The sequence below is a fragment of the Anabaenopsis sp. NIES-4685 genome (genome assembly GCF_059725405.1).
The window spans coordinates 3,313,038-3,330,800 of sequence record NZ_AP043602.1 but is presented as its reverse complement, the minus strand read 5'-3'; the positions used below and the strand labels follow the sequence as shown (position 1 = coordinate 3,330,800).

General features: G+C 42.5%; 7 protein-coding genes. 1 reads left to right on the top strand and 6 read right to left on the bottom strand.

Features of this window, described 5'->3' with window-relative positions:
• Positions 1-155 precede the first annotated feature (155 nt).
• The 3 genes from AC6IZ0_RS14250 to AC6IZ0_RS14240 form a co-directional block, all read right to left on the bottom strand.
• A complete protein-coding gene (locus AC6IZ0_RS14250; RefSeq protein WP_497723513.1) occupies positions 156-4,535 on the bottom strand; it encodes a glycosyl hydrolase family 18 protein in 4,380 nt (1,459 codons plus the stop codon).
• A gap of 168 nt (positions 4,536-4,703) precedes the next feature.
• A complete protein-coding gene (locus AC6IZ0_RS14245; RefSeq protein ID WP_497726065.1) occupies positions 4,704-5,411 on the bottom strand; it encodes a CHASE2 domain-containing protein in 708 nt (235 codons plus the stop codon).
• 242 nt (positions 5,412-5,653) lie between these two features.
• Positions 5,654-10,072 (bottom strand): beta strand repeat-containing protein, encoded by a 4,419-nt coding sequence (locus AC6IZ0_RS14240; protein ID WP_497723512.1) that lies wholly within the window; start codon positions 10,070-10,072, stop codon positions 5,654-5,656.
• Between the two features lie 174 nt (positions 10,073-10,246).
• Here AC6IZ0_RS14240 and AC6IZ0_RS14235 point away from each other — a divergent pair, with 174 nt between their 5' ends.
• Positions 10,247-10,477 carry a hypothetical protein gene (locus tag AC6IZ0_RS14235; protein WP_497723511.1) on the top strand — a complete coding sequence of 77 codons (231 nt, stop codon included), beginning with the start codon at positions 10,247-10,249 and terminating at the stop codon, positions 10,475-10,477.
• Here AC6IZ0_RS14235 and AC6IZ0_RS14230 read toward each other — a convergent pair.
• The 3 genes from AC6IZ0_RS14230 to AC6IZ0_RS14220 form a co-directional block, all read right to left on the bottom strand.
• Complete coding sequence (locus tag AC6IZ0_RS14230) at positions 10,461-12,488, bottom strand: glycosyl hydrolase family 18 protein (RefSeq protein WP_497723510.1); 2,028 nt, start codon at positions 12,486-12,488, stop codon at positions 10,461-10,463. The two genes, AC6IZ0_RS14235 and AC6IZ0_RS14230, sit on opposite strands and share 17 nt — an antisense overlap.
• Positions 12,452-15,229, bottom strand: a complete 2,778-nt coding sequence (locus tag AC6IZ0_RS14225; RefSeq protein ID WP_497723509.1) for a C-type lectin domain-containing protein — start codon at positions 15,227-15,229, stop codon at positions 12,452-12,454. Before AC6IZ0_RS14225 ends, AC6IZ0_RS14230 begins: the two co-directional genes overlap by 37 nt.
• Positions 15,230-15,399: 170 nt before the next feature.
• Positions 15,400-17,751: a CHASE2 domain-containing protein gene (locus tag AC6IZ0_RS14220; RefSeq protein WP_497723508.1), complete on the bottom strand. Its 2,352-nt coding sequence runs from the start codon at positions 17,749-17,751 to the stop codon at positions 15,400-15,402.
• Positions 17,752-17,763 lie beyond the last annotated feature (12 nt).

Below are 17,763 nucleotides of genomic sequence, written 5' to 3'. Positions count from 1 at the left end.
CAAGAAAGTCTTGGTTAGTGAGATTGAGTCCAGAAGAAAGCTGTGCTAATGCTACTGGTTGGGCAGAACCTAAAGCATCAGAATCAAATTTGCTCAGGTCGAGCTTAGAATCCCCCAGCTTTACCAGCGTCCGTAGCTAGAGGTATATTAAAGTACTAAACAAACAAATTTGTAGCCGCAGCATTGATTAGAGAATTACTATTATTTATGGGTAAATCACCTGGAATTTCCCAGAAGAATGCACCACCAATTCCCTGCTCTTTGACGTAATCTGTTTTCGCTCCTATTGATCTTGTATCTTCGTAGGTATGGAAAACTTTTTGTTCATCACTGTAGATGTAAGGCACTTTGGCACTATCATCCCAGAAATATTGATATCCATTGGTTCCCAATTTATTATAGAGTTCCCTATAGGTAATACCGTCACTTAGGGTAGGAGTACCCGACTGGAATAGCCCATCATTGTTGCTACCAGGTTCAACTCCAGTCCAGGTGCGACCATAGAGAGGAAGACCCATTACAATATCTTTAGGATCAACACCTTTTGTTTTATAATAATCAACTGCCCAAGCAACAGTATCGGGTGTGGTAGTATTCCCCAAAGCAGCCTGATGTCCAGTTGTCCTATCAGCAGCCCAAGTACCTTTGTAGTCGTAGCTCATAACATTGATAAAGTCAACAATATCAGAAGTATGTGCCAAAACAGACTGAGTAGTTCCGTTCCAATTCAAATCTGCGGCTAACTTGTAATCGCCGCTTCCTTCCAAATACCACTGCGAAGCCATAGTTGCAGTAGTTAATAGCTTACCAGTAGGAAGTGCTTGATCTAATCTTTTCAGTAAGTCAAGGTATTCCTGATTTTCTGTCTGCTTAGGAGATTCCCAATCTATGTCAAGACCGTCAAAACCATGAGTATTCATCAATTGGATAGCAGTGTTGACAAAATTTTCTCTCGTTGTGGACGTAGAGTTATCACCAACAGCAGATGTAAAATCTGGTTCCATTGTCCCGCCAATGGAAAGCATTATTTTCAGGTTGGGATTTTGAGCCTTAATTTCTTGAAGTTTGGCGATATCACCTGCTGCATCTTGAGGTAGTGTAACTGTACCATCTGGTTTGACATCAGCAAAGGAATAGAACAAATGTGTGAGTTTATTAAATGGAGCATCTACTGAAGTATCGCCATTAAGATTCCAAGAGCCTATATATCCACCTAGAATGCTGACGTTGTTAGTGTTCTCATAGATTTTCAGATTACGGAACTGACTGTGAGCTGTGGGACTAGCTACATCATGGTCATTGGCAAAGGTGAGATAGTTAAAATCTCCCTTGAAGTAATCTCCTACGGTAATTTTGTAAGTTTTCCAACCGTCACTTATGCTGTAGTTGTTAAAGTCTCCTAGTCCCCAATTTTGAGTACCACTGAGTTTGAATGTTGTTTGTGGGCTAATTACATTATCTGTGTCAAAGCCAATGGCATGAATTTCTCCGGCGCTGGTGCTTCGGAATTCAAATTCTAGGATGGTGTTGGCAGTGATTTTGTAGTTGCCAATGTCCAGTTTTTTCCAGGTATTACCGAATAGGTCTAATTGAGTTTGATCATCGGAAATGGTGAATTGCCCATTCAAGTCTTGTTGAGGGTCGTAAGAAGAAATCAGGTGGTCGTTGGTTTGACCGTTGATGTCAACCTTAATGTTGGGAACCTTGTCATAGATTTTCAGATTACGGAACTGACTGTGAGCTGTGGGACTAGCTACATCATGGTCATTGGCAAAGGTGAGATAGTTAAAATCTCCCTTGAAGTAATCTCCTACGGTAATTTTGTAAGTTTTCCAACCGTCACTTATGCTGTAGTTGTTAAAGTCTCCTAGTCCCCAATTTTGAGTACCACTGAGTTTGAATGTTGTTTGTGGGCTAATTACATTATCTGTGTCAAAGCCAATGGCATGAATTTCTCCGGCGCTGGTGCTTCGGAATTCAAATTCTAGGATGGTGTTGGCAGTGATTTTGTAGTTGCCAATGTCCAGTTTTTTCCAGGTATTACCGAATAGGTCTAATTGAGTTTGATCATCGGAAATGGTGAATTGCCCATTCAAGTCTTGTTGAGGGTCGTAAGAAGAAATCAGGTGGTCGTTGGTTTGACCGTTGATGTCAACCTTAATGTTGGGAACCTTGTCATAGATTTTCAGATTACGGAACTGACTGTGAGCTGTGGGACTAGCTACATCATGGTCATTGGCAAAGGTGAGATAGTTAAAATCTCCCTTGAAGTAATCTCCTACGGTAATTTTGTAAGTTTTCCAACCGTCACTTATGCTGTAGTTGTTAAAGTCTCCTAGTCCCCAATTTTGAGTACCACTGAGTTTGAATGTTGTTTGTGGGCTAATTACATTATCTGTGTCAAAGCCAATGGCATGAATTTCTCCGGCGCTGGTGCTTCGGAATTCAAATTCTAGGATGGTGTTGGCAGTGATTTTGTAGTTGCCAATGTCCAGTTTTTTCCAGGTATTACCGAATAGGTCTAATTGAGTTTGATCATCGGAAATGGTGAATTGCCCATTCAAGTCTTGTTTAAGGTCGTAGGGAGAAACGAAATAATCACCTACACTACCTTTGATGTCTAAAATAACGCTGGTGTGTACATCATCATTCCTAATCGTCCCCGTGCCAGTAGCAGTGGTAATAGTGGCGTTACTGGGGTTAGACAGTGTGACGGTGAAGGTTTCATCCTGTTCCACCACCGTATCACCACTGACATTCACTGTAATTACTTGAGATGTTACCCCAGCAGCAAAGGTGACTGTACCCGTGGGGAGGGTTCCCCCAAAGTCGGCGGCGTTGGCGGGGTTGGTTCCTGTACCTGTAATTGCCCAGTTAGCAGTGCTGGTGTTAGATGTATCCCCTGTGCGGGTAACTGTGAAGGTGTAGGGGGTATTACCTGTGTTACCTTCTAACTGTATGGCGTTAGTGGGGGCGATCGCTATTTCTGGGGTTTCCGGCTCACTAGTCGCTAAATTTGTCGCTGCAATATTGACTAAAGAATCATTATTATCACCGGGTAAATCACCAGACAAATCCCAGAAGAATATACCACCTAAACCTTTCTCTTTAATATAGTCAGTCTTGATGCCAATTGACTCACTATCTTCGTAGGAACTAAACATCCCACCCTGGTCGGTAGGACTGTAAATATAGGGGACTTTTGCCAAATCATCCCAGTAACGAGTATATACACTGGGTTGTTCTTGGAGTTTGTTATACAAATCTTTGTAGTCATAACTACCTGCTTCCCATGTTCCCGAAGCCGCACCACTAGATGACTGAAATAGTCCATTATTGGTACTAGGTACACCAGACCAAGCGCGTCCATATGCAGGAACTCCCAGAACTATCTGATCTGCACGAACCCCAGCATCAAGATAGGCGTCTATGGTAGAGTCTATGGACTGCTGTCCTGGAACAGCATATAAAGGAGCATTATGGTTGGTAGTATTTTCCCAAGCACCATGATAGTCATAGGCCATGAGAGTGAAGAAGTCAATGTGTTCAGAAATTTCCCCTAACTCAAAGTTATTTATAGTGGACAAGCTAGCAGGGGAAGCAATAGTCAGCTGATAATCTTGATTATCTATGGCTTCTTGTTCATCCAACTCTTCCCGTATTTCTTCTAGTAATAGGGTGTAATTTTGTTTGTCTTCTGGACGATTAATATTACCTTCTAAACCCCCACTAACAGGATATTCCCAGTCAATATCCAAGCCATCAAAACCGTATTGAACCATCAAATCTACTGCAGAAGCAGCAAATTTTTCCCGTGAGGCTTCAGTTAAAGCTACATCAGAGAAAGGACCAGAAAGTGACCAACCTCCAATAGACATCATGGTTTTCAGATGGGGATATTCTTGTTTTAAAGCTTGGAGTTCAGCAAAATTACCCGCTAAACCTTGTTCTGATTCTTGCCAAGTATACTTTCCATTAAATGTATGTTGTATCGCCGCCCAAGGATCGTATATTGCTACTTCTCCATTTTCGTCGATTTTTGTAAACGCATAAAAAACATGAGTTAGTTTATCCCCTGGAATGTCCTCGACTTGAAAATCACGACCATATATTGCCCATTCGGGGAAATATCCACCTACGATAGTGTTATACTCTTTGATTTCAATAATGCCTCTTAAAGAACCGCCACTACCGTAATCATTCCATTTGCCAGCAGCATTAAAATTCATCGCCACATAATCTTCGTTACCAGCATTATTTGGTTCATTGGTAAAGAAGTTCCTGTAAGTAGAGGTTTCACCGCTCACCCACTTAAATTTAGTGCCATCTGTATCGGCTTCTGTATCCTTATCTGTCAGTCCAATCCACAGTTGTTCACTACCACCAAAGGTATTAACTAGCCAGTCTTGTTCGGCTTGAGAGTTAATGGTGACAAGATTTCCACCTAAACTCTGTGCTTGAGCTTGAGCTTCTTCCCATGTAGCAGCTCCGGTTAAGAGATATTTACTGCCGTTCCATTCATAAAACATAGCCATGGTCATCTCCTCAATCTGGGATTGTTAGAAAGTTTTTTGTTCGCTACTAACTAATTGGTTGGGTTTTTTGGTTTGATTCACAGTTGGCCGACTAATTTTTCACAGACATCAGCTTAGTAATGCTCACAGAAACATATTGTATCTATTAAATCCTATATAAATAGGGGTTTACTTACGTCCAGCAACACAAAATCCAGTCACAACCACAGCTAAGGCTGAAGGCACAAAAGGAACCCATGCCCCAGATGTACTAATAATGACTGTACAAAATCCGTATAAAACTATAACTGTAGTCACGATGGTGCAGCCTTGACCTAAACGTGAATCAATACGCCAAATAATTAAGCCAGATATTAAAGACCATCCAAAAATCCACAGAATATCACCCCAGTAAGGCAAAACCCACAGCATAACTCGTTGATCTAAAACAGCACTGATAATTTGGCTCACCATTTGTGCTTGTATCAACACACCTGGTATTCTTGCTGGGTGTTGTACAACACTGTAGGGAGTTGACCAGATATCGCTGACAGTGTTAGCGGTGACTCCAATCAGGATTACCTTATCTTTGACTAAATCAGGGTTGACTCTATCATTGAAGATATCTTCTAGAGAAACTTTCTGGAAATTGCGATCGCGGTAGTTGAGTAAGACCTGAAAGCCACCTAAATCTACCCCTTGTTGGTAACCACCACTACGCCCAGGTTTTAAGCGTTGCAATACTTTACTGCCAAACTTGATATCATCTTTATTTACATTTATGTTGATATTTTCGTGAAATAAATAACGATTCGCCAGTTGAAAACTTAATGAATAATTGGTTTGACAAGCAGATGAAGGTTCTTGCGCCATCATGAGAATTTGCCGCCGAACGATAGCGTGGCGTTAGCCATAATGGACTTTAGCATATTAACAAACCCCCTGAAACCCTTACGGGGATCTGTGGAGGGGCTTAAGATCCCCGACTTCTTACATAATTGGCATAATCTCATATGACTTGTCCAGAAGTCGGGGATCTGTGACCATATCGCACTAGCGCTCCTGCTCTTAACCCCTAGCTCCTGCTTCCCACCCGTCAACCGTCAACAGTCAACAGTCAACAGTCAACAGTTACTTATTTACCCCAGCAACTCAGAGATAAAAGCATTAATTTCGGCTCCTGTATTTCTTGGTCCTGTGAGTTCACTGGTAAACAGATTAAAGGTAGTTTGCAGAATCGCATTGACGTTAGGATTATTCTTAAGTAACAATCCTTGACGAATTAAGAAAATATCCCCCCCAGTCACTTGCTCATTACCATCAACGTCAAAGGCTAATCTGTTAACCCCATTCGCGATCGCACTCCTCAAAGCTGCACCTGTGGTATTTGTAGCTCCTACGGTTTCAGTGCTAAAGAGATTAAAAGAACTTTGCAGAATCGCATTAACGTTAGGATTATTCCGTAACAGCAGATATTGGTCAATGAACAATAAATCAGCACCCGTCACTCTACCGTTACCATCAATATCCGCAGCAAGTCCACTGACTGTGACAGAAGGTACTGCTAATACATCTATATTCGTGTTACTACTGCTACCAGCAAAGTTAACTTTAGTTTCTCCATCAAACCCAGCAGTGGTGGTAAAGGGAATATTTACAAAGACATTATCACTGTCGGTGGATTGAAGAGGGCTGATAATAAACGTCAATTCCTTATCAGTGTTAGGGTCATTATCACCATTTCCCGTGTCATCAATGATAATTTTATCCCCGACTATAGTCCCCACAGAACTGGAAACATTAATATCTGTTGTATTAATATTCAGTTCTGAACTGTCAAAGTAAATTGACAATCCTACAGAGGATATCTGCGTATCATTAAAGTTATCAACACGATATTTTAAGGTGATCTCTCCCCCTGCGGGTGTAACCTTGCTACTTTGAGGAGCGATCGCCAGTTGAGAGGGATTTGTTAAATCATCATTTTCAATTGTCCCGGTAGCAGTGGCGGTTGTAATAGTAGCGTTACTGGGGTTAGATAGGGTAACGGTAAAGGTTTCGTCTGGTTCTACTTCTGTATCACCACTGACATTGACTGTAATTACTTGAGATGTTTCCCCCCCAGCAAAGGTGACTGTACCTGATGGGAGGGTTCCGCCAAAGTCGGCGGCGTTAGCGGAGTTTTCACCTGTACCTGTAACCGCCCAGTTAGCAGTGCTGATACCTGTATCGACTGTGCGGGTAACTGTGAAGGTAAAGGGGGTAAGTCCTTCGTTACCTTCTAACTGTATGGCGTTGGTGGGGGCGAGCGCTAGGTTAGCCGAAGGTTGCTCTGGTGCTTTCACCGTAATTGCTGAATTTTCTAAGGTGTAACCAGTGGCTAAATTATCGGATGTAACCTTGAGTTGAGTGCCATTAAAGTTCTCAGTAGTACTAAAGTTGAAGTCTCCTAATTTTAACGGTAGAGCTTGGTTAGGCCAGTTACCACCAAACTCAAGATAGCCAAATTGGATAAATGTGTCAGTATTGGGGTCGCTGTCAAAGTCGCTACTATCAGCTTGGTTTGCTAGGGGAACGAATAGATTGTTAGTGAAGAGGTTTTCTACAGTTTGGAAGCTCAGTTCATTAGAGTTGTAGTGCAACCTCAGACCAATACCAGTCAGAGTATTATCACCAGTAGAGGTATTATAGAACAGGGGAATAGATACGTTACCGCCAGGGGTAGCAGTTAAATTGTCTAATGATGTAATTTGTTGGCGATCGCCCTCCACTGGTGGTGTATCATCATTTTCAATTGTCCCGGTAGCAGCAGCAGTGGTTAGGGTAGCATTACTGGGGTTAGATAGGGTAACGGTAAAGGTTTCGTCTGGTTCTACTTCTGTATCACCACTGACATTGACTGTAATTACTTGAGATGTTTCCCCCCCAGCAAAGGTGACTGTACCTGATGGGAGGGTTCCGCCAAAGTCGGCGGCGTTAGCGGAGTTTTCACCTGTACCTGTAACCGCCCAGTTAGCAGTGCTGATACCTGTATCGACTGTGCGGGTAACTGTGAAGGTAAAGGGGGTAAGTCCTTCGTTACCTTCTAACTGTATGGCGTTGGTGGGGGCGATCGCTAGGCTAGCCGAAGGTTGCTCTGGTGCTTTCACCGTAATTGCTGAATTTTCTAAGGTGTAACCAGTGGCTAAATTATCGGATGTAACCTTGAGTTGAGTGCCATTAAAGTTCTCAGTAGTACTAAAGTTGAAGTCTCCTAATTTTAACGGTAGAGCTTGGTTAGGCCAGTTACCACCAAACTCAAGATAGCCAAATTGGATAAATGTGTCAGTATTGGGGTCGCTGTCAAAGTCGCTACTATCAGCTTGGTTTGCTAGGGGAACGAATAGATTGTTAGTGAAGAGGTTTTCTACAGTTTGGAAGCTCAGTTCATTAGAGTTGTAGTGCAACCTCAGACCAATACCAGTCAGAGTATTATCACCAGTAGAGGTATTATAGAACAGGGGAATAGATACGTTACCGCCAGGGGTAGCAGTTAAATTGTCTAATGATGTAATTTGTTGGCGATCGCCCTCCACTGGTGGTGTATCATCATTTTCAATTGTCCCGGTAGCAGCAGCAGTGCTAATGGTAGCATTACTGGGGTTAGATAGGGTAACGGTAAAGGTTTCGTCTGGTTCTACTTCTGTATCACCACTGACATTGACTGTAATTACTTGAGATGTTTCCCCCGCAGCAAAGGTGACTGTACCTGATGGGAGGGTTCCGCCAAAGTCGGCGGCGTTAGCGGAGTTTTCACCTGTACCTGTAACCGCCCAGTTAGCAGTGCTGATACCTGTATCGACTGTGCGGGTAACTGTGAAGGTAAAGGGGGTAAGTCCTTCGTTACCTTCTAACTGTATGGCGTTGGTGGGGGTCAGCGCTAGGCTAGCCGAAGGTTGCTCTGGTGCTTTCACCGTAATTGCTGAATTTTCTAAGGTGTAACCAGTGGCTAAATTATCGGATGTAACCTTGAGTTGAGTGCCATTAAAGTTCTCAGTAGTACTAAAGTTGAAGTCTCCTAATTTTAACGGTAGAGCTTGGTTAGGCCAGTTACCACCAAACTCAAGATAGCCAAATTGGATAAATGTGTCAGTATTGGGGTCGCTGTCAAAGTCGCTACTATCAGCTTGGTTTGCTAGGGGAACGAATAGATTGTTAGTGAAGAGGTTTTCTACAGTTTGGAAGCTCAGTTCATTAGAGTTGTAGTGCAACCTCAGACCAATACCAGTCAGAGTATTATCACCAGTAGAGGTATTATAGAACAGGGGAATAGATACGTTACCGCCAGGGGTAGCAGTTAAATTGTCTAATGATGTAATTTGTTGGCGATCGCCCTCCACTGGTGGTGTATCATCATTTTCAATTGTCCCGGTAGCAGCAGCAGTGCTAATGGTAGCATTACTGGGGTTAGATAGGGTAACGGTAAAGGTTTCGTCTGGTTCTACTTCTGTATCACCACTGACATTGACTGTAATTACTTGAGATGTTTCCCCCGCAGCAAAGGTGACTGTACCTGATGGGAGGGTTCCGCCAAAGTCGGCGGCGTTAGCGGAGTTTTCACCTGTACCTGTAACCGCCCAGTTAGCAGTGCTGATACCTGTATCGACTGTGCGGGTAACTGTGAAGGTAAAGGGGGTAAGTCCTTCGTTACCTTCTAACTGTATGGCGTTGGTGGGGGCGAGCGCTAGGCTAGCCGAAGGTTGCTCTGGTGCTTTCACCGTAATTGCTGAATTTTCTAAGGTGTAACCAGTGGCTAAATTATCGGATGTAACCTTGAGTTGAGTGCCATTAAAGTTCTCAGTAGTACTAAAGTTGAAGTCTCCTAATTTTAACGGTAGAGCTTGGTTAGGCCAGTTACCACCAAACTCAAGATAGCCAAATTGGATAAATGTGTCAGTATTGGGGTCGCTGTCAAAGTCGCTACTATCAGCTTGGTTTGCTAGGGGAACGAATAGATTGTTAGTGAAGAGGTTTTCTACAGTTTGGAAGCTCAGTTCATTAGAGTTGTAGTGCAACCTCAGACCAATACCAGTCAGAGTATTATCACCAGTAGAGGTATTATAGAACAGGGGAATAGATACGTTACCGCCAGGGGTAGCAGTTAAATTGTCTAATGATGTAATTTGTTGGCGATCGCCCTCCACTGGTGGTGTATCATCATTGAGAATTGTCCCGGTAGCAGCAGCAGTGGTTAGGGTAGCATTACTGGGGTTAGATAGGGTAACGGTAAAGGTTTCGTCTGGTTCTACTTCTGTATCACCACTGACATTGACTGTAATTACTTGAGATGTTTCCCCAGTTAGTTTATCCCCTGGGATGCTATTAGTCCAGGATATCTGCGTATCTTGCAAGTTATCAACACTATATTTTAACATAATTTCTCGCTTTCCTAGTGTAAAATTGTCATTTTCTGGAGTGATCGCCTCCGGAAGATTTGTTAATAAGCCATCACTTTGGTCATCATTTTGAATTGTTCCGGTAACATTAAGGGTCGTAATCGTGGCGTTGTCCGAGTCCAATAGGGTAAAAGTAAAGGTTTCATCTGGTTGTACTTCTGTATCACCAGCAACATTGACTGCAATCTCTTGATATATTTCCCCATCTGCAAAGGTGAGTACACCTGATGGGAATAGTCCATCTGCAAAGTCATCAGCCTAAGTAATTTATTCATCTATCCTATAATACTCTAGGCAATGATTGTTAACCCTATTTATAATGTTATATTCAACACCCAGTCGGATAAATCCGACTTTAGCTTATGGCTAACGCCACGCTATCGCTATCAGACAGGGGTTTTAACCCCTGACTGTTCTGACCCGTCAACCGTCAACCGTCAACCGTCAACCGTCAACCGTCAACCGTCAACCGTCAACCGTCAACCGTCAACCGTCAACCGTCAGAAAATATTTATATTACTGTGCTGAACTGAGTTAAATGTGCTTGTATCTGGGTTAAATCCCTGGTAGCATTAGGAGCGATCGCACCTTCAGTTAATCTCTCATCGGGGAAAGTACCAAACAGATGGCGTACTATCATAATGCCGTCGGAAAGGGCTTTGATTTCTCCATTCCCGTCAATATCTAAGTATTGGTTATCTACCCCTTGTTGTAAGTAGGCTTGAATTTCTGCTAGGTTGCGAGTGGCGTTAGGAGCGATCGCACCTTCAGTTAATCTCTCATCGGGGAAAGTACCAAACAGATGGCGTACTATCATAATGCCATCGGAAAGGGCTTTGATTTCTCCATTCCCGTCAATATCAAAATTCCATTCCTGCTTACTGACTAAAATCGGGTCTGCTTCTAGGCCATAACCAGGGGCTAAATTATCGGAAGTCAGATTAAGTTGAGTTCCGGCAAAGTTGTCAGTGGTGGTAAAGTTGAAATCCGCTAACTTTAACGGTAGGGTTTGGTTAGGCCAGTTACCAGCAAAGTCAGTATAGCCAAATTGGATAAAACTGTCAGTGTTGGGGTCGTTATCTAAGTCTGTACCATCAGCTAGGTCTTCTACTGCAACAAATAGATTGTTATTGAACAGGTTTTCTACAGTTTGGAAATTCAGTTCATCAGAATTGTAGTGCAACCGCAGACTAATACCCGTCAGGGTGTTGTCACCGTTGGAAGTGTTGTAGAACAGGGGAATAGATACATCACCGCCAGGAGCAGCAGTTAAATTGTCTAATGATGTAATTTGTTGGCGATCGCTCTCCACGGGTGGTGTATCATCATTCCTAATGGTTCCCGTAGCAGTAGCAGTGGTCAGGGTAGCGTTACTGGGGTTAGATAGGCTAACGGTAAAGGTTTCCTCCGGTTCTACTACAGTATCACCACTGACATTGACTGTAATTACTTGAGATTTTACCCCCGCAGCAAAGGTGACCGTACCCGTGGGGAGGGTTCCGCCAAAGTCGGCGGCGTTAGCAGGGTTGGTTCCCGTACCTGTAACCGCCCAGTTAGCAGTGCTGATACCTGTATCCACTGTGCGGGTAACTGTGAAGGTAAAGGGGGTAAGTCCTTCGTTACCTTCTAACTGTATGGCGTTGGTGGGGGCGATCGCTATTTCTGGGGTTTCAGGCTCACTAGTCGCTAAATTTGTCGCTGCAATATTGACTAAAGAATCATTATTATCACCGGGTAAATCACCAGACAAATCCCAGAAGAATATACCACCTAAACCTTTCTCTTTAATATAGTCAGTCTTGATGCCAATTGACTCACTATCTTCGTAGGAACTAAACATCCCACCCTGGTCGGTAGGACTGTAAATATAGGGGACTTTTGCCAAATCATCCCAGTAACGAGTATATACACTGGGTTGTTCTTGGAGTTTGTTATACAAATCTTTGTAGTCATAACTACCTGCTTCCCATGTTCCCGAAGCCGCACCACTAGATGACTGAAATAGTCCATTATTGGTACTAGGTACACCAGACCAAGCGCGTCCATATGCAGGAACTCCCAGAACTATCTGATCTGCACGAACCCCAGCATCAAGATAGGCGTCTATGGTAGAGTCTATGGACTGCTGTCCTGGAACAGCATATAAAGGAGCATTATGGTTGGTAGTATTTTCCCAAGCACCATGATAGTCATAGGCCATGAGAGTGAAGAAGTCAATGTGTTCAGAAATTTCCCCTAACTCAAAGTTATTTATAGTGGACAAGCTAGCAGGGGAAGCAATAGTCAGCTGATAATCTTGATTATCTATGGCTTCTTGTTCATCCAACTCTTCCCGTATTTCTTCTAGTAATAGGGTGTAATTTTGTTTGTCTTGTGGACGATTAATATTACCTTCTAAACCCCCACTAACAGGATATTCCCAGTCAATATCCAAGCCATCAAAACCGTATTGAACCATCAAATCTACTGCAGAAGCAGCAAATTTTTCCCGTGAGGCTTCAGTTAAAGCTGCATCAGAGAAAGGACAGAAAGTGACCAACCTCCAATAGACATCATGGTTTTCAGATGGGGATATTCTTGTTTTAAAGCTTGGAGTTCAGCAAAATTACCCGCTAAACCTTGTTCTGATTCTTGCCAAGTATACTTCCCATTAAATGGATGTTGTATCGCCGCCCAAGGATCGTATATTGCTACTTCTCCATTTTCGTCGATTTTTGTAAACGCATAAAAAACATGAGTTAGTTTATCCCCTGGAATGTCCTCGACTTGAAAATCACGACCATATATTGCCCATTCGGGGAAATATCCACCTACGATAGTGTTATACTCTTTGATTTCAATAATGCCTCTTAAAGAACCGCCACTACCGTAATCATTCCATTTGCCAGGATCATTAAAATTCATCGCCACATAATCTTCGTTACCAGCATTATTTGGTTCATTGGTAAAGAAGTTCCTGTAAGTAGAGGTTTCACCGCTCACCCACTTAAATTTAGTGCCATCTGTATCGGCTTCTGTATCCTTATCTGTCAGTCCAATCCACAGTTGTTCACTACTACCAAAGGTATTAACTAGCCAGTCTTGTTCGGCTTGAGAGTTAATGGTGACAAGATTTCCACCTAAACTCTGTGCTTGAGCTTGAGCTTGTTCCCATGTAGCAGCTCCCGTTAAGAGATATTTACTGCCGTTCCATTCATAAAACTTGTTTTCAATAATGCCTCTTGAAGAATGGGTACTACCGTAATCATTCCATTTGCCAGGATCATTAAAATTCATCGCCACATAATCTTCGTTACCAGCATTATTTGGTTCATTGGTAAAGAAGTTCCTGTAAGTAGAGGTTTCACCGCTCACCCACTTAAATTTAGTGCCATCTGTATCGGCTTCTGTATCCTTATCTGTCAGTCCAATCCACAGTTGTTCACTACTACCAAAGGTATTAACTAGCCAGTCTTGTTCGGCTTGAGAGTTAATGGTGACAAGATTTCCACCTAAACTCTGTGCTTGAGCTTGAGCTTGTTCCCATGTAGCAGAAGTACTACTAAGTCTATAGATAGACCCATAATCTTTAGACTGATCTTTATACTGGTAGAAAACATTGGAGAAGGGACGAGTCTCAATAGTACCGTAAGTATTGTTATAGTTTGTGCCAATGGCTTGGGCTGTAGCTCCGTCCCGAACAAAAATGTTCGCACCAAGACCTTGACCATTATTTGCACCAGTACCACCTGTGGCTGAGTTGTTAGTAAAAACGCTGTTGAGTAGGGTTAAACTTGCCCCAGAGTTGACGAAAATCGCACCACCTAAACCAGCGCCACCACCACCTCTGCCACCAGATGCTCCAGCTACACCACTGGTATTACCATACCATTCACCTCGTTTCCCCCCAAGACCATGAGCACCATTTCCCCCAAATGAACCAGCACCGCCACCAGCACCACCATTACCCTGCCATTTATCCGACCATTTAGCACCAGCACCACCACCGCCGCCGCCGCCACCGCCGCCAGCACCATAACCACCAGCACCGCCAGCACCACCAGCACCACCATTCCAACTCCAAGCACCACCATTATGGTCGCCACCGGCACCGCCGCCGCCGCCGCCACCGGCTAGTCCCAAAATAACACCAGCACCACCTAAACCAGCGCCACCAGCGCCACCAGCACCACCCTCTACTTTTTCCCCACGAGCACCACCATATGAAACAGCCCTGTTATTGAATCCTCCACCTACACTTCCATATTGACCATGATCACCATTACGATTTGTACCGTAATATTCTCCCCCATTGCCACCTCCACCTGCATTGCCGTTGGCATTACCCCCAAATGCTCGATTTCCTGTAAAAGTCACATTATTAAGGGTGACATTCCCTTCCAAGATAGACAGCGCCCCTCCAGCACCTAAACCACCGCCACCACCACCGTAGCCATCGCCTCCTCTGGCTAAACCATTAGCAAAGGTTAGTCTAGAGAAAATAACATTAGCCCCATTTACGGTAATAATTTGACGGGTATTTTTACCATCAATAGTAGTGTTACCATCATCAATAAAATTAATGTCATTACCTGCATTAAGATCGCCGAGGGAACTGTTGAGAAAAATTGTGCCACTAACGCCAGTTAAATCAATGGTATCCACTCCAGGAGTATTACTAGCATCAATGATGGCTTGACGCAACGAACCTGCACCACTATCGTTATTATTGGTGACTTTCTTTGAATTCTGCTCAATCTCAACAACCTGACCATCCAAAGTCACCGTCGCGGTATCATCCTCACCCCGCAACACCCCTAACTCTGACTCACTTAAACTCTCCCCTTGCACCAACCTCGCAAAAATATCACCCTCATCCCCTGCTGCATCAGTTGTATTAATCTGTGCATCAACAAAATGCCCAACTTCCTCTAACAATACCGCCACAACAGCATCAACATTATTAGCATTCTGACTAACAAACTCAGCAGCTAGATAAATCTTGCCTGTAGTGCTAGAAAAAGCCCCATTTGCACCATTAATGTCATTACGACTTACAATTTCGATCCTAGGAACAGCACTAAAATCCCCTTGAGCAAAACTATCAAATAATTGATTAGCTACTTCCGCATCAAAACCAGTACCAAATGCAGTTTCCAATTTCTGCATATACCCTGGATCATTGCGGAAGCTCCTAAGATAATTAGAAGAATTGTGCATTACTCCATTCAGAACCTCAGACAAATCAAATTCGCTGGTCAAATCAATTTCAAGATAGGGAGCAAAAAGAAAATTAGCCATGGTCATCTCCTGAATCTGGGATTGTTAGAAAGTTTTTTGTTCACTACTAACTAATTGGTTGGGTTTTTTGGTTTTATTCACAGTTGGCCGACTAATTTTTCACAGACACGAGCAAGTTAGTAATGCTCACAGAAATATATTGTATTTATTAAACCAATATAAATAGGGTTTTACTTACGTGCAGCAACACAAAACCCAGTTACAATCACAGCTAAGGCTGAAGGCACAAAAGGAACCCATGCCCCATATGTACTAATAATGACTGTACAAAAACCGTATAAAACTATAACTGTAGTCACGATGGTGCAGCCTTGACCTAAACGTGAATCAATACGCCAAATAATTAAGCCAGATATTAAAGACCATCCAAAAATCCACAGAATATCACCCCAGTAAGGCAAAACCCACAGCATAACTCGTTGATCTAAAACAGCACTGATAATTTGGCTCACCATTTGTGCTTGTATCAACACACCTGGTATTCTTGCTGGGTGTTGTACAACACTGTAGGGAGTTGACCAAATATCGCTGACAGTGTTAGCGGTGACTCCAATCAGGATTACCTTATCTTTGACTAAATCAGGGTTGACTCTATCATTGAAGATATCTTCTAGAGAAACTTTCTGGAAATTGCGATCGCGGTAGTTGAGTAAGACCTGAAAGCCACCTAAATCTACCCCTTGTTGGTAACCACCACTCCGCCCAGGCTTTAAGCGTTGCAATACTTTACTGCCAAACTTGATATAATTCTTATTTAAATTATTAATTTGAATATTTTTGTCAAATAAATAACGAGCCGCCAGTTGAAAACTTAATGAATAATTGGTTTGACAAGCAGATGAAGGTTCTTGCGCCATCATGAGAATTTGCCGCCGAACGATATAGTCAGAATCTTCAATTCCATCGGTAAAACCTTGACGTTCTACAGGTACTTGTTCGGGTGGTTTTACACCTTCAGGGTCAAATTTATGATCTTTACCTTTGCAAACGACAACAACTGTATCTGCTTTTAGTTCATCAACCAGGTCTTTCTGGTTTGGTTGTTTAGGGTCTTGAGAATCTCGATAAAGATCCAGTCCAATTACTCGCGGTTGATATTGTTGTAATTTGTGCAGTAACTCAGCTAACTTATAATCTGGGATTGATTTCGTGCCTCGGACAATCTCTTGTTGGTAAGATTGGATATCTTTTTCGGTAATTTCCACAACTAGTAACCTTGCATCTTGCTCTTCTTTTGGTCGCAGTCGCAGCATTTGGTCTAAAGTTTGCAGTTCTGCTGTCTCAAGAGTTCCTAAATATCTCAAAGCTAGAGTTGAGAAGGCAATGATTACACTCATCAAAAGTACAGTCCATAAGTTGCACTTTCGAGTCAAAATTTTGCTGCTTAAAGAACTAATATCTAGAGATTTATTTTTATTATTATTATAACTTCCACAAATTTCTTGCCAAGTTACCGGCAAAGTGGTAGGATTTTGACAAATTACAGGCAACCAACTGGCACAGGGAAAGTCATTTTCTAAGCCTTGCAATCTTTCCCGGGCTTCTCTCACAGCCGCATATAATGACTTACCCCCAGCAAAAGCAAAAAGAAATTTTTTCAAAAACTCTTGCGCTACTAAATCTGGTATGGGTTCGCGCATAACAATCATTTGCGGAATATTCAAATCCGCTAAATTCCGCGCTAAACCAATGCCATCACAGGAATTAAAAATTGCTAGTTTTAAACCGTGTATAATTGCCTTCCTCAGTGCATTTTTTAACTGAGGAATGGTTAAACTATCTGTCTGATTAATCTCAATTTGCCCTATTTCTCCATCTGCAAGACTAGCACTATGTCCTGCAAAAAACAGAATATCCCAATTCTGATTCCACAGTTGCTCATCCAGTTCTCTGCGGTTTGGTTCTACCAGAAACTTGACTTGGGTATCTGCTAAACCTTCAAGCCCAGCACGGTCTTTTTCAATATCGATACCAACACTATTACCTAAAACCGCCAAAATTTTGACTTGACCTGTGGGGTGTTTTTGTGATATTAGAGTATTTGTATATTCTGGATTACTTAAAGCTAATTCAGCCCGGGGATAATCCTCAAAAAAATCCCACAAATGCCAAGGTAGTCGATGCAGCAGGGGAATATTTGTTTCAAAAATCACTCTAATTTCATCATGAGGATTAAGTAAAGTCCGCAACTGCCTTTCAACTTTCTGAAATGACTCAGATTTGAGCCAAGCATTAATATTTCTTTGTAGTTGCTGACATACATCATCAAAGTCATTTACAGAAATATTAGTAACACCTTGCTCATCTACTTTGATCCTTTGATTATTGCCCAAACAATAGTGTAAGGCTTCATAGAGCGATCGCCATTTGTGATAAGTATTGGGAAGCTCTGGTACTGCTGGCAAACTACCGATAAACTTTACAGGTACTAATTGGTTAGTATTCCAAAACTGAGCAGTAACTACAGCAAACCCTTGCTTAAAGTCACCTCCTAACAAACTGAAAACTAATAATTTGCTCATAGACTAATTTTC